Here is a 14040-nt window from a genome sequence, read left to right as displayed (position 1 = left end):
ATCGCACGAAAAAATGGCCGGGCTCGAATGCGGCCCGGCCAAAAGAAGGTTACAACCTTCAGAGGGGAACACCGTTCAGCGGAATGGGAGGAAACCGTCGAACGGTCTTACCTGTTTGAGCTTGTTTGGGCGCGTTGGCGACGAATAAAATTCCAAAGCCGCCGGCGATGACGAAAATTTCTGTTCTATTTGCTCCGACGCCTTCAGACAGGTGACGCCCTCGTTTCGAGAAGATCGGCATAGTGCCGGCGCGCCACGTCAGGATGCGAGCGCAGGCGACTTTTCAGCACGTTGGTTCCGACGTCGCGAAACAGCGGATTTTCCGGATCGCTCGCGGGTCCGCGCGCTTCGGCAGCCAGTTCTTCAGGCAGGGTGAGCAACGGGATCGTCGCATCGAGCCGGGCGCTGAAGAAGAAAGGAACGGAAATCCGCTCGACACCGGCCGGTGGCGTGACGACACGATGCACAGTCGCCCTGAGGTAACCGTTCGACGCCAATTCGAGGAGCTCGCCGATGTTGACCACCAGCGTTCCGGGGATGGGATCCACATTCACCCAGCTTTCGTCATATTCGACCTGCAGCCCCTTATTTTCGTCCTGAAGCAGGAGCGTCAGGAAACCGCCGTCCTTGTGCGCGCCGACGCCCTGGTCGCCGCCGGTTGCGTCGCGTCCGGGATAGCGCACGATCTTCATGCGATGGTTGGGCTCACCGCTATAGATCGGATCGAAAGCATCCTCGGCCTGGTCGAGCGACAGCGCGAAAGCCTTCAGCAGGCGGATCGCCACCGCCGTCGCCCTGGTCTGCCATGCCAGCAGCGCCGGCTCGAGTTCCGGCAGGGCCGAAGGCCATTGGTTCGGCCCTTGCAGCCGCGTCCAGGCAGGAATGCCCGGTCCCTGTGGCACGGGTCGGCGCTCGACGCCGATGTCGAGCTGTTCACGCCAATCGGCCTTGCCCTTGGTCAGTTCGCCACCGGTGCGCGTATAGCCGCGGAATTGCGGTGACTTGACCATTTCGATGGCCAGCTTGTCGGCTTCGGGCAAGGCAAAGAACCGACGCGAGGCGTCGAGCACCTCGTCAATCTCCGCAGCCGAAATCCCGTGGCCGCTGAGATAGAAGAAGCCGACGTCACGGGCCGCCGTGCGTAGGTCGAACAGAAAGGTCCGACGCTCCGACGCGCCCTGTCCGAGACGGCTGAGATCGAGCACGGGTACAATCCTGGCCATGGTCAACCTCCTTCTGCCTCAGGCTTGGATCAGGCCTCTACGGTGACACGCAGGTCGTTGCGATCAAAGCAATGCTCGATCCAATCTCGACGCCAATGGAAGAAAGTCAGCGCTGCGTTTGGCGGCCGGCAGGCAAATAACGTCCGAAAGGATGCTCCAGGGCGCGACGGAACCCTGGAGCCGCGGCGCTTCCGGCCGATGCCGCCAAACGCTCAAACACGCTTCCCGTATTCGCCTCCTGCGAGAGCACGTTCACCGTGCGCCGAACCTGACCGGCGCCGTTATCGTCTTGTTGGCGCCGAGCGGAGGTGCGGGAACGGGGGAAGCGCGGCGCATCAGACGACGCCGCGCTCGCCCGCCAACTCTCTGGGCCCATGAAATTGGTGAAATAATAGGCATGCCTACCGATTGACAAAATTTGCAACAGGCGACCAAGATCATATGACCATCAACGATCTTTGGTCCCGAGGTTGCCCCTCGGCATTGGCGTAAAGGAGAGCCAGATGCCCATTCAGCAGAGAGTGACCCATCGTTCGAAACAACATCCCGCCATCCTTGCTACCGCACTGCTCAGCCTGAGCCTGATCACGACGCCCGGCATCGGCCATGCCGAGGGGATCACGCTCAAGGTCTTCGGCGGTTCGGCCCTCGACCAGCTCGCTCCGCGTCAGGCGCCGGACGAGCAGAAGAAGATCCAGCAGCAGGTCATTGACGGCTTCCTCAAGGCCAACCCCGACGTCTCGAAGGTCGAGTGGGATGCCCAGGGGCCGCAGACCGATTCCATCCAGCGCCTGATGACCGCCAAGCTGGCGAGCCAGGAAATGGACCTGATCGCCTGCCCGGCCTTCTACACCAATGGCGCCTATGTCAGGCGCAAGCTGGTCATGCCGATCACCGACAAGATCAAGCCGTTCCAAGACAGGATCGACGCCGCCGCGCTTGGCGCCTTCACGGTCAGCGGCCAGGTCTATGGTGTCCCGATCTCGACGCTGTCGACATCGACGATCTTCTACAATGTCGACCTCTTTCAGAAGCTCGATATCCCGGTCCCGCCGACCTATGGCGACCTGAAGGCGGCCGTGCCGAAGTTCACGGACGCGGGCGTCATCCCTCTCCTGCATCAGGGCTCGAACACCGTGATGTGGCCGATGTGGTTCTTCGAAACTTTTTCGCAGGCATCGGGAGACCCGGTCGGCAAGACACAGAAGAATCTCGAGGGCACGGCAAAGTTCACCGATGCGCCTGACGTCGAAGGCTTCAAGCTGATCAAGCAGTGGGTCGACGACGGCATCCTTTCCAAGGACTCGCTCTCCGTCGACCAGGACGGAATGCGCGCAGCTTTCGCCGCCGGCAAGAGCGCCATGTATTATGGCGGCACCTGGGAAATCCCGTCGCTCCAGTCGAGCGTCAAGGACTTCAAATGGGGCGTCTTTGCCTTTCCGAAAATGGATGGAACGCCGGGCGCGCCAGGCCATGGCGGCGGCGCCGACAACGGGATCTGCGTCGCCTCGTCGATCCCGCCCGAGAAGCTCGATGCGGCGATCAAGTTCATCGAATATCTGACCCAGCCTGAGGTTGCGACGCTCTACCTTGCGCCGGAGCAGCCGATCGCAGCCTCGATCAAGGGCGTGCCGCAGGTCGACGACGCCTATGCGGTCGAGCTGCGCAAGGAAGCCTTCCCGAGCACCATCAAGTTCCTCGACTGGATCTGGCCGTCGGAAGTCGCGACAGCCACCGCTTCGGCGATCGCCGGCATCGTTGGCGGCACGACGACGCCCGAGGAGGCGGCGGCCTCGATCCAGACCACCTTCGACGACCTCAAGGCGCAGGGCAACTGGCCGCCCAAGTGAGCTCGCATGCAGGCGAGCGCATCCAGCCGAGCTGATGCGCCAGGGCAAGAAAACGGGGCCGCCCGTCTCGGGCTGCCTCTCTTACCGGAGACAGAGACATGACGACAAATCGCGCCGAGCGGCAGCGCTTCTCGATCGGCTATCATCTGAACAGCTGGGACCTCACCGGACTACCGCTCAGGCCGGCCATCAAATTCCTGGCCGATCAGGGTTTCGGCTGGTTCGAGATCCTCGCCTTCACCAGCCTCTCGGACCAGTACGCCCGCAAATATATGCAGCTCGGCAACCAGGCGCCGATGGGCGTGACGACCGATACCGACATTTTGCGGCGCTACGCGCTGCTGTCGGAAGGCCAGAGCGAGTATGGCATCAAGCTCTCCTCTTTCTACGTGAATGCGATCTTCACCAACCCTGTCGCCTGGCCTTATGAGCGCGATGTGCTTGTCGCGCTGACCAGGATGCTGAAGGGCTTCGGCTCACCGGTGCTGGTTCTGGGCGGCGGCCCGTCGGAAGCCATTGCCGGGCCTCACACCGCCGACGACTACCGCGCCTTTTGCCGTGCGCTCGAAGATATCGGCAGACGGACCAAGGATCTCGGCATCGAGACGGTCTACCATCCGCATCTCGACACCTTCATCGAGCGCCGCGACCAGCTCGACCGGATGATGGATGAGCTGGACATGGACTTTGCCGGCCTGTGTATCGATCCAGCGCATCTTGCCCATACAAATTCCGATCCGGTCGATGCGGTCAGAACCTACATCTCGGCCGTGCGTTACATGCATTTCAAGGACACCAGGGTCGATCCTGCGCTGAAAGGCTACGACCGATACGGCGCCTTTTGCGAGCTTGGCGCGGGTGTCGTCGATCTTGCCGGCATCGTCGACGTCCTGATCGACGCAAATTATGACGGCCTCGCCATCATAGAATTGGACGCATCGAAGAAGACGGCCGAGCAGAGCACGCTGGAGAGCATCGCCTATATCAGCGACACGCTCGGGCTGGTGCTGATGCCGAAAACTGCGAAGGCCGCATGAGCACGCGACCGCAGGGGGCGGCTCCTTCCGCGAGTCGTTTCGGACGCTTCGTTTCAGGCGACGGCGCGGTCGCCTTCGTCATGATCCTGCCGGCCGCGATCCTTTTTTGTCTGTTCTACCTCTGGCCGTTCGTCAACGGTTTCTGGCTCAGCCTGCACAATTGGGATGGGTTTTCCGACCCAAGCTGGGCGGGCTTCTCCAATTATCAGCGCCTCGCACATGATCGCATCTTCCTCGCCGCGCTGCGCAACAATTTGATCTTCGTCCTTGCCGTTGTCGTCTTGAAAAACGTGCTGGGTCTCGGGCTGGCGCTGCTTCTCAACCGGGCGCTCGTCGGCCGCACCTTCTTTCGCGCCGCCGCCTTCATCCCGGTGACCATGTCCTTCGTCGCCGTCGGACTGCTCTGGTCCTGGATCTACAATCCGGTCTTCGGGCTGCTCAATGGCGCGCTCGATCTGTTCGGCCTCGGTGGGCTGAAACGATCATGGCTTGGTGACGCCGATATCGCACTCTATTCGATCATCGTCGTCGACGTCTGGAAATGGCTGGGCTTCCACGCCGTGATCTATCTCGCTGGGCTGCAGACGATCCCGGCGGAACTCTATGAATCGGCGACGATGGACGGTGCCGGACCGGTCCAGCGCTTCTGGCATATCACCCTGCCGATGATGATGCCGATCGTCTTCATCAACACCATTCTCGGCCTGTCCGGCGCCTTTGTGCGCAACTTCGACATCGTCTATGTCCTGACCAAGGGTGGGCCGAACCACGCCACCGAAGTCGTGCTCACCTACATGATGAGCAAGGCCTTCCAGGACGGCGCGATGAGCTATGCAGCGGCCATCGGCTACGTACTTTTTCTGATCGTCGGACTGGCCAGTGTCGCGCTGCTCGCCCTGATGCGGCGGCAAAGGCTTGAGGTCTGATGAGCGCCGCAGCCAACCCTCCGCTTTCCCGGGATGGCAGCGCCGCCCATCGCTTCAGCGTTCATCGCCTCGGCGCGCGCGGCATTCTCGAACTTGCCGGCATCTATGCCGCGCTCGTCCTAGTGCTGCTGGAGACGCTCTATCCGCTGCTTTGGGTGCTGTTCGGCTCGCTCAAGACCAAGCAGGAAATGCTGAGCAACATCTGGGGGCCGCCCTCGAGCCTTGTGTTCCAGAACTATGTCGATGCCTGGCGGATCGCCGGCATGGGATCGCGCATCGTCAGCAGCGTCTTCGTCACCGGTTCGGCATTGATCATCCTGGTGGCCGTGGCAACGCCGTGCGCCTACGCGGTCGCGCGCCTTCGTTTTCCCGGGCGCGGCCTTGTGCTCGCGGTGGCGGTGGCAGCCATGCTGGTGCCGCCGCAGGTCATGGCCATTCCGCTGTTCATGGTGGCGCGCGATCTCGGCCTGATCAACAACCGGCTCGGCATCGCCTTCGTCTACGCGGCGACCTCGCTGCCGCTTTCGGTCTTCATCCTGCGCAGCTTCTTCGTCACGCTGCCCGCCGACCTGGAGGACGCCGCGCGCGTCGATGGCGCAAGCCGGCTGGCGATCCTGATCCACATCATGCTGCCGCTGATCCGGCCGGGCGTGGCGCTGATCCTGATCTTCGGCTTCATCGAGATCTGGAACGATTTCTTCCTCGCCTTCCTGCTCCTGCGCGACCCGTCCGTACAGACCATTCCGCTCGGGCTCGTCAGCTTCTTCCAGCAATACGACTCGCTCTGGACGCTGTATTTCGCCGCGTTGACGATCACGACACTGCCGGTGATCATCGTTTTCATCGCCATGCAACGGCAGTTCATCGCCGGCCTGACGGCCGGCGCCGTCAAGGGTTGACATGCAGGATCGCGTTATCGGCGTCGGCGTTATCGGTTGCGGCGAGATCGCCCAGCTGATGCACTTGCCCTATCTCCAGGAATTGCCGGCGTTTCGGATCGCCGCGCTCTGCGACATCTCACCCGGCACTGTCGACAAAATCGGGGAGCATTACAGCGTCGCGGCACGGTATAGCGACCATCGCGCGCTGCTTGCCGATCCAAATATCGACGCCGTGGTGATCTGCACCTACGATCATGGCGGGATGGTCGCTGACGCCATCCGCGCCGGCAAGCATCTGATCGTCGAGAAGCCGCTTGCCTTTACACCGCAGGAGGCGCGTCCGCTGGTCGAGCAGGCCGAACGGAGCGGCCTCGTCGCGCTTGTCGGCTACATGAAATTCTATGATCCGGGATATGAGATCGGCCTCGAGCGCATTGCCGCGATCGGCAGGCCGAAATCCATTCATGTCCATGATTTCGCCGGTCGCTTCGATCGCTACGGCAAGCTCTATACGCAGACCCGCATCGCCGACGTATCGGCCGATCTGCTCGCGGCCGGACGCAATGCCGTTGCAAAGCGGATCGAGGCAGCACTCGGCCCAGACCATGCCGGCTATCGCGATCTCTATCACCTGTTGCTGGGCCTGGGCAGCCACGATCTCGCCGTCATGCGCGGCGCTTTCGGCGCCCCAAGCGGCGTCGTTCATGCGCGACAGACCGGCCCGAACCAGCTTCTCGCGGTGCTCGACTATGACGGCGTCCCCTGCCTCCTTGACGTGGCGCTCGCCCAGTATGAGTGGTGGGACGAGTGGATCCATGTCCATGGCGAGCGCGAGGAGGTGCGGATAGATTTCCAGAACCCCTATTTCCGCAACGCCTCGGCCATCGTGCGGGTGCGCGAAGCGGCTGGCGAGACGGCATCCGACCGCGTGATACCGGGCATTCCCGACACCGCCTTCCGCCGCGAATGGCTGCATTTCGCCGACTGCATCCTGGCCGGCGCAAAACCGCGCACGCCGCTTTCGGGCGGGCTTGCCGACCTCGATCTCGCCGTCCAGATCATCCAGGCAATGCCGCCAAAAAGGCTCTAAGTGTTTGTTTTTACGCAATTCCGGACGGAAAACCGCTACGCACTTTTCCTGGAATTGCTTTAGCGAAATTTCGGAAATACGCCGCCGGCCGGCGCGTTGGCCCAGCTCTGCAAGGTCTGGCCGCCGTCGATCAGCCAATCCACGCCGGTGACATGCCTGGCCTCGTCGGAGGCCAGGAAGGCCACGGCGGCCGCGACATCGTCGGGCTGGCCGATGCGGCGCAGCGGGATTCGGTCGGCGAAATGCCGGACACCGCTTTCGAAATCGCTGTCGCCGGTTGTGGGAACGCCGAGCGTTGTCTCGATCACGCCGGGGCAGATGGCATTGACCCGTATGCCGTATGGCGCAGCATCGATCGCGGCGACCCGCGTCAGTCCGACCACACCATGCTTGGAGGCGACATAGCCGGCGCCGCCGGCGAGCACATCCCAGCCGGCCATGGACGAGCCCATATTGACGATCGAGCCGCCATTACCGGCCTCGATCATCGCCCGAAGCGACGCCTGCAGGACGAGAAACATGCCGCGCAGGTTGATACGAATGATGGTATCCCAGTCGTCAACAGGCAGTTCGTGAACCGGAGCGACGACGCCGGAAATCCCGGCATTGTTGAACACCGCATTCAGCTCGCCGAATGTTTCCACGGTCGTTTCAACGGCGCGCCGCACGTCTGCTTCATCGGTGACGTCGGCTTCGATGGCGATCGCGCGCTCGCCCAGGGATTGGGCCAGTGTCTGCGCCGCCGCGCCGTTGCGGTCGACAATGGCGACGCGTGCGCCTTCTTCGAGGAAGCGCCGGACCGCCGCACTGCCGATCGCGCCGGCGCCACCGGTGACAAGGACGCATCTTTCGTCGAATCGCTTCATTTTCCAAGCTCCGGCTTCGGGTAAGAGCGCCACGAATGGCTCGGCTCAAAGCTGATGGTTTCGCGCGCATGGACTGTGTCGAGCACGGCACCATGGCCGGCGATCGGCCGCGATAGCGGGACATCCGGGTAGACACGGCGCACGAGCGGCTCGGTTTCCTCTTCCATGAACGTGTCGGCGGCGCTGAGCAGGACGCGGAGATGGCCGTCGCCTTTCCATTCCAACGCCTGCAGGAAGCCCTGCCCCGCGTCGCGCGCATCGAGATAGGCCCACAGGTCACGGGCGCTGTCGGCAGTGGCACGGCGCGGGCCGACGCCCGCGAAAAAGCTGGCCGGGGTCTGGATCCATGGCATCCGAATGCTGACAGCCGAGAAAGCGCCGCGGCGCACCGCCGCGCCGACGATTTCCTCACCGAGCCATTTCGACAGGCCGTATGGATCCTGCGCGCCGACTGGGTGGTTCATATCGACCGGCAGATAGGGCGGGCGCACCGTCTTCTCGAAAAACGGATAACCGAAAACGCTGAAGGACGAGGCATAGACGAAGCGCGCGGCGCCAGCCATGGCCGCCGCCTCGACGACATTGTAGGCGGTCGCGACATTGGTCTTGAACACTTCGCCGCCGGCCCGCCCGGTCGGGCGCGGAATGGCCGCGACATGAACCACAGCGTCGCAATCGCGCACCAGCTGCAGCGTCGAGCCAAGATCCGTCAGATCCGCGGTTGCATGCCGCCATGCCACGTCTCCCGGCGCGACGGCATCAATGCCCAGCACATCATGACCGGCCGCGACCAGCGCCGCGGCGACATGGCGGCCAAGCAGACCGCTGGAACCGGTGACGATCGTCTTCATGTCTCAGCCCTCGACGCCGCGAATTCAGCCAATTGAATACCATTGATGGTCATACAAATCGAACACCCGATTGCCGAACCTTGTCAATGCCATTCCGCATCGGAGAACGGCGCGGACCTTTGCCGGCGCGTCCCGCGCACACCAGGCGACAAGGCTTTGCTCCGAACGGGATTGACTTGGCATCCGCGACGGTTTTTTGTATGAGCATCAACGATCGACCAAAGGAGCTCGCCATGCCCGTGGACAGTTTTTCCTCACATCGGCACGATGACGCGATGCGCCTCGATCCGCAACGCGCGGCGGTTATCGTCATCGACATGGTCAATGAATTTTGCAAGCCCGGCGGGGCGATGGTGCTGCCGGGATATGAGACGCTGGTTGCGCCGCAATTGGCCATCATCGAAGCGGCGCGCGCCGACGGTGTGCCGGTTATCTGGGTGCACGACACCCATAGGGCCGGCATGCGCCGCGAGCGCGAATGGGTGAAGCGCACGCCGCATTGTCTCGAGGGTAGCTGGGGACCGGAGATCATCGAGGACCTTGGCGCCCGCGACGATGAAATCCATCTGATAAAGCGGCGCTACTCGGCGTTTTTTCAAACCGACCTCGACCTGACGCTCAAAGACATGCAGGTCGATCAACTGGTCATCTTCGGCGTGGTCACAAATATCTGCGTGCGCTCGACCGTCCATGACGCCTTTTTTCAGGGTTATGAAGTGGTAGTGCCAAGCGATTGCTGCGCGGCGACGGGACCACGCGAGCAGGAAAGCTCGCTCTACGACATAGCGACGCATTTCGGCGTGGTCAGCGATTCGGCAAGCGTCGTCGCGGCCCTTCGCGACGGAACGTCGCTTCAACCGGCTGAAGTCGCGGCTTGAGCTTTTTCGAGCCTGCGGCATCCGAGACAGCGGCAAGAGGAGCCCGGCGTGACGACTGATATCGAATCGCAACCCGAAAGTGCGGCACCCAAAGGGCCGGGCGACAGTGCCAAGCCGCTGAGCCGCGAACAGGTGCTGCAGCGATACGCCAAGACCGGCTACGAACTGGACCGCCATCCGGCGCACGTGATCCGCCGGGCACATCAGCGCGCGACGCTGCGCTTCCAACAGGTCATGGCCGGCGAAGATCTTTCGCCAACGCAATTCGCCGCCCTCGCCACCATTCTCAAGCAAGGCGAGGTCTCGCAGAATCATCTGGGACGGCTGACCGCGATGGACCCGTCGACCATCAGCATCGTCGTTCGCAAACTTCTCAAGAACGGGCTGATCACCCGCAGCGCGTCCGATACCGACCAACGCCTGTCGATGATCGCGCTGACCGACAAGGGAACCAGATACACGCTCGACCGGCTCGAACGCAGCGTCGAGGTCGGGCGGAGATTTCTGTCGCCGCTTTCGCCCACGGAACAGGCGACGCTGCTTCGCCTGCTCAATCGCATCAATGACGACGACCCATCGAATGGCGATAGCGGGAAGTAACTCGCGTTCCAAAATTCATGGAAATAGCAAACGAGGTGCCGATGTCGCCCGACCCGAAACCCAACACGCTTGTCGTGCGCAACATCGGCCTGATGCTTTCCGGCGATCTCGCCCAACCGATCCTCGACGCCGACACGATCGTCGCGGTCGACGGCAAGATCACCGCCATCGGCAAAGCCGGCGCCCTTGATACCAGTGCTGCCGGCACCGTGATCGATGCAATGGGCTGCGCGGTCGCGCCGGGCCTCATCGACAATCACGTCCATCCGGTAGCCGGCGACTGGACGCCGCGGCAGAACCAGATCGGCTGGATGGATTCGACCGTGCATGGCGGGGTCACCACCATCGTCTCGGCGGGGGAGGTCCACACGCCGGGCCGTCCGCGCGACCTGGTCGGATTGAAGGCGCTTGCCATCGCGGCGCAGCGGACCTTTTCCAACTTCCGCCCGAGTGGGATGAAGATACTGGCCGGTGCGCCGATTCTGGAGCCCGGCCTGGTCGAGGAGGACTTCCGCTACCTCGCCGAAGCCGGCGTCACGCTTGTCGGCGAGGTCGGCCTAGGCGGCGTCAAGGACGGGCCGACCGGACGGCAGATGGTCGCCTGGGCGCGCGAATACGGCATGACCTCAATGACCCACACCGGTGGCCCGTCCCTGCCCGGCTCCGGCCGCATCGGTGCGGATGTCGTGCTGGAGGTCGACGCCGACATTGTCGCCCATGTCAATGGCGGGCCGACGGCACTGCCCGAAGCGGAAATCCGGCAGATCTGCGAGAAGGGCTCGCGGGCGCTCGAGATCGTCCATAACGGCAATCTGCGCACCGGACTGTTCGTGCTCGATCTTGCTAGGCAGCGCGGCGAACTTTCGCGCATCGTGCTTGGCACCGACAGCCCGGCCGGGTCCGGCGTGCAGCCGCTCGGCATACTGCGGATCCTCACCATGCTGGCTTCGCTGGGCGGTGTCGCGCCGGAAGTGGCATTCTGCTTTGCCAGCGGCAACACGGCGCGCGTGCGCAAGCTGCATGATCGTGGCATGATCGAAGTCGGCCGCGCCGCCGACCTGATCTTCATGGACCAGGCGATCGGCGGCGCCGGCGACGGGCTGCTCGACAGCGTGGCGCAGGGCAACCTTCCGGGGATCGGAATGGTCGTCATCGACGGCCTGGTGCAGACCCGTCGAAGCCGCAACACCCCGCCGGCAATGCGGGTGCCTGAAGTCATTCAGGGATAGCGACGTTTAGCTGACGCCATCCTTGCCGACGATCTTGTCCTTGGTCAGCCCGCCAACGCGTGGATGGGGCCGGCCGGAATCGGTCACGGCGATGGCGATGACGATCTCGTCGGCGCGCGGTGCGTCAGGAACTCGGACCTCCATGCCATCGAAATGGCTGCGCACCCGCGCCGCATCCTTGTGGCCGAGCGGGATGTCCAGCGGCACGCCGAGGCCGCCACGCTTCTTCGACGAGGGAATGAGCGCCGCACCCTTGCCAAGCACATCGCGGAACGGGGCGCCGAGCTTGGGGTGAAGGATGGCGGCGGCGTGCTCGAGTTCGCCGTCGGCGCCGACGGCGGCTGCCTTGCCGAAGCTTTCGACTTTATTGCCGGGAAAGCCAAGTGCTGCGACCGCGCGCTTCGGCAAAATGTCGCCCAATTCCTCACCAATGTCGCTCAACGCTGACAGGTCTTCGACGTAAGTGCCTGCGTACGGGTTGCGGATCACGGCAATGGCCGCCGCGCGGCGGGTCGGCGGATCGACGGGACGGCCGCCCTCGATCAGGGTTTCCTCGATGATGGTGATGATCCGGCGGATTTCTACGCTCATCTCAATCCGTCCTCGCCTTTGATATCCGCGGCGGCAAGGCCGCCCACCCGCGCGTGAACGCGCGCGCCTGTCGTCATCGCCAGGATGACCGCCATCTCGTCTGCGCGCGGCGCGTCAGTGACGCCGACCTCGATCGCGTCGAAATGACTGCGCACGTAAGAAGCGTTTATGTGCGTGATCGGAATGTCGATCCGCGTTCCGGGGCCGCCGACCTTCTTGGTCGACGGCACGATTGCCCTAGCGTTTCCGAGCAGCTCGCGCATCGCGTAACCGCCTGGATTGTGCCAGAGCGCGCCGTGTTCGAGCTCGCCGGCAGCACCGACGATGGCGCCCTTGCCATAGCCTTCGATCGCCGAGACGCCCTCGCCGATGGCATCGATCAGGCGTCGCGCCATATCGAGACCGAGCGGCTTCAGATCGTCCATGAAGCCGGTGATTTCCTGGACATAGCGCCCGGCAAAGGGATTGGCGATGACGGCGACGATCGCGCCGCGTTTGGGCGGACGTGCCGCAAGTGGGCCGCCCTCGTGGAATATCTCCTCGACCTGAACCAGAAATTTCCTGACCACCACAGCCGGCATTTGTCCGCTCTCTTTCTTCCCGTCGTTCACACAAACTCGTTAGAGTATCAACAATTATCCCCAGCCGATATTTGTCAAGCTTCGACACGCAAGAAGCGAGAAATGGCACAACGAAACTGCCTCGCAGGACGATTGACAGCCTGCGGGGCCGCTCATAAACTCATATGACCATCAACGAAAATAGCCGCCGTCTCGGCGATAGCGCGGATGGTCAAGGCGTGGCTTCAAAAGCTGAAAAAAGCTGAAGGGGAATGACATGAAAAGGGCGCTCAAAAATCTATGTCTGGCCGGCACGATGCTTGCCGTGTCGTTCGGATCTGCCGCGGCACAGGACAAAGTGTCCGTGGCCGCCATCTCGGGATACTTTGCACAGGGCTTCGGTGTTTCCATCGTCAACGGCCTCAACAAGGCCAAGGACGAATTCGGCATCGACCTGAAGCTGGTCGACACCGGCAATCGCGCGCTCGACTACGAGGAGCAGTTCGAGAACCTTGCCAAGGCCAAGCAGTACGACCTGATCTTTGTGATGGGCTGGGAACTGGTGGACTCGCTGCAGAAGGTCAGCAAAGCCTATCCCGACCAGCGCTTCGTGTTCATCGACGGCGTGCTCGACAATCCCAACATGATCTATGCCAATTTCGCGGAGGAGCAGGGATCCTTCGTCGCCGGCGCGCTCGCCGGCATGATCGAGGCCAAGGGCAGCGAATTCCCCAAGATCGGCGACGGCATGGCGATCGGCTTCGTCGGCGGCCGTGATATCCCCGTGATCCGCAACTTCCTCGGCGGCTACGAGCAAGGCGCGAAATATGCCGCGCCCGACGTGAAGGTGAACTCCGTCTTCGCCGGAACCTTCGATGACCCGGCCAAGGGCAGCGAGCTTGCCCAGGCGCTTTACGGCCAGGGCGCCGACATCGTCTACAACGTCGCCGGCCCGACGGGCGAAGGCGTGATGCAGGCAAGTGCTGCGGTCGACAAATACTCGATCGGCGTCGACATCGACATGTGCGGCACGGCCCCCGGAAATGTGCTCGCAAGCATGCTGAAGCGCGGCGACATCGCCGTCTACACGCTGATCAAGGACGAAGTCGAGGGCCGTAAGGTGACCGCTGGCACCCGCACCTTCGACCTCGCTTCGGGTGGCGTCGAGGTCAAGGTCTGCGATGATATCGCCCCGACGATCCCGGCCGATGTGACGGCCAAGCTGGACGAGATCAAGAAGGCCATTCTCGATGGCAAGATCGAGATCGCCAAGGCGAAGTAAGACAACAACCGCGCATCCTCCCAGGAAAGCGCTACGCTGATCCGCTGCGGCTTGCCGCGACGGATCAGCGTCCAATTTGCGAGAAGCAAGGTGTCGAACGTGCCGGGGTTTCCGACCCTCCACAATGCCAGCAACAATGCTGCCGGCGCCAATGTTGCCAGCCCCAATCTTGCTGG

General features: G+C 62.8%; 14 protein-coding genes. 9 read left to right on the top strand and 5 right to left on the bottom strand.

Annotated features, from left to right (window positions below; all coding sequences use genetic code 11):
* Positions 1–203 precede the first annotated feature (203 nt).
* A complete protein-coding gene (locus EOC94_RS07610; RefSeq protein ID WP_095483774.1) occupies positions 204–1223 on the bottom strand; it encodes an isopenicillin N synthase family oxygenase in 1020 nt (339 codons plus the stop codon).
* A gap of 503 nt (positions 1224–1726) precedes the next feature.
* Between EOC94_RS07610 and EOC94_RS07600 the strand changes: the two genes are divergently transcribed.
* From EOC94_RS07600 to EOC94_RS07580, 5 genes are all read left to right on the top strand, one after another.
* Positions 1727–3073, top strand: a complete 1347-nt coding sequence (locus EOC94_RS07600; RefSeq protein WP_127289515.1) for an extracellular solute-binding protein — start codon at positions 1727–1729, stop codon at positions 3071–3073.
* 98 nt (positions 3074–3171) lie between these two features.
* Entirely contained in the window at positions 3172–4110 is a 939-nt protein-coding gene (locus EOC94_RS07595) for a sugar phosphate isomerase/epimerase (RefSeq protein ID WP_095483772.1), read from the top strand.
* On the top strand, positions 4107–5036 hold the full coding sequence (locus tag EOC94_RS07590; protein WP_095483771.1) for a sugar ABC transporter permease: 930 nt from the start codon (positions 4107–4109) through the stop codon (positions 5034–5036). The genes EOC94_RS07595 and EOC94_RS07590 overlap by 4 nt, the downstream gene beginning before the upstream one ends.
* Positions 5036–5935, top strand: coding sequence for a carbohydrate ABC transporter permease (locus tag EOC94_RS07585; RefSeq protein WP_095483770.1), 900 nt, complete (start codon positions 5036–5038; stop codon positions 5933–5935). Before EOC94_RS07590 ends, EOC94_RS07585 begins: the two co-directional genes overlap by 1 nt.
* A 1-nt stretch (position 5936) precedes the next feature.
* On the top strand, positions 5937–7007 hold the full coding sequence (locus EOC94_RS07580; RefSeq protein WP_127289513.1) for a Gfo/Idh/MocA family oxidoreductase: 1071 nt from the start codon (positions 5937–5939) through the stop codon (positions 7005–7007).
* A gap of 59 nt (positions 7008–7066) precedes the next feature.
* On the opposite strand, the gene EOC94_RS07575 is transcribed toward EOC94_RS07580, so the two are convergent.
* Both EOC94_RS07575 and EOC94_RS07570 read right to left on the bottom strand, forming a co-directional pair.
* On the bottom strand, positions 7067–7873 hold the full coding sequence (locus EOC94_RS07575) for an SDR family NAD(P)-dependent oxidoreductase (RefSeq protein ID WP_095483768.1): 807 nt from the start codon (positions 7871–7873) through the stop codon (positions 7067–7069).
* Complete coding sequence (locus tag EOC94_RS07570; protein WP_095483767.1) at positions 7870–8724, bottom strand: NAD(P)-dependent oxidoreductase; 855 nt, start codon at positions 8722–8724, stop codon at positions 7870–7872. The genes EOC94_RS07575 and EOC94_RS07570 overlap by 4 nt, the downstream gene beginning before the upstream one ends.
* A gap of 233 nt (positions 8725–8957) precedes the next feature.
* Here EOC94_RS07570 and EOC94_RS07565 point away from each other — a divergent pair, with 233 nt between their 5' ends.
* The 3 genes from EOC94_RS07565 to EOC94_RS07555 are packed head-to-tail and all read left to right on the top strand — an operon-like array spanning position 8958 to position 11431.
* Entirely contained in the window at positions 8958–9602 is a 645-nt protein-coding gene (locus EOC94_RS07565) for an isochorismatase family cysteine hydrolase (RefSeq protein ID WP_095484006.1), read from the top strand.
* A 48-nt stretch (positions 9603–9650) separates the two neighbouring features.
* Complete coding sequence (locus EOC94_RS07560; RefSeq protein ID WP_095483766.1) at positions 9651–10202, top strand: MarR family winged helix-turn-helix transcriptional regulator; 552 nt, start codon at positions 9651–9653, stop codon at positions 10200–10202.
* 41 nt (positions 10203–10243) lie between these two features.
* Positions 10244–11431, top strand: a complete 1188-nt coding sequence (locus EOC94_RS07555; protein WP_095484005.1) for an amidohydrolase family protein — start codon at positions 10244–10246, stop codon at positions 11429–11431.
* A 6-nt stretch (positions 11432–11437) separates the two neighbouring features.
* Here the strand turns inward: EOC94_RS07555 and EOC94_RS07550 are convergent, their stop codons facing one another.
* The gene (locus tag EOC94_RS07550; protein WP_095483765.1) at positions 11438–12022 is read right to left on the bottom strand and encodes an amino acid synthesis family protein; all 585 of its coding nucleotides are present in this window, start codon (positions 12020–12022) and stop codon (positions 11438–11440) included.
* Positions 12019–12603: an amino acid synthesis family protein gene (locus EOC94_RS07545; RefSeq protein WP_095483764.1), complete on the bottom strand. Its 585-nt coding sequence runs from the start codon at positions 12601–12603 to the stop codon at positions 12019–12021. Before EOC94_RS07545 ends, EOC94_RS07550 begins: the two co-directional genes overlap by 4 nt.
* Positions 12604–12859: 256 nt before the next feature.
* Between EOC94_RS07545 and EOC94_RS07540 the strand changes: the two genes are divergently transcribed.
* Complete coding sequence (locus EOC94_RS07540) at positions 12860–13864, top strand: BMP family ABC transporter substrate-binding protein (protein ID WP_126103479.1); 1005 nt, start codon at positions 12860–12862, stop codon at positions 13862–13864.
* Positions 13865–14040: the final 176 nt, after the last annotated feature.

The sequence above is a fragment of the Mesorhizobium sp. M6A.T.Ce.TU.016.01.1.1 genome, from assembly GCF_003997065.1.
Classification (GTDB): domain Bacteria; phylum Pseudomonadota; class Alphaproteobacteria; order Rhizobiales; family Rhizobiaceae; genus Mesorhizobium; species Mesorhizobium mediterraneum.
This window is presented reverse-complemented; position numbering and strand designations above follow the sequence as displayed.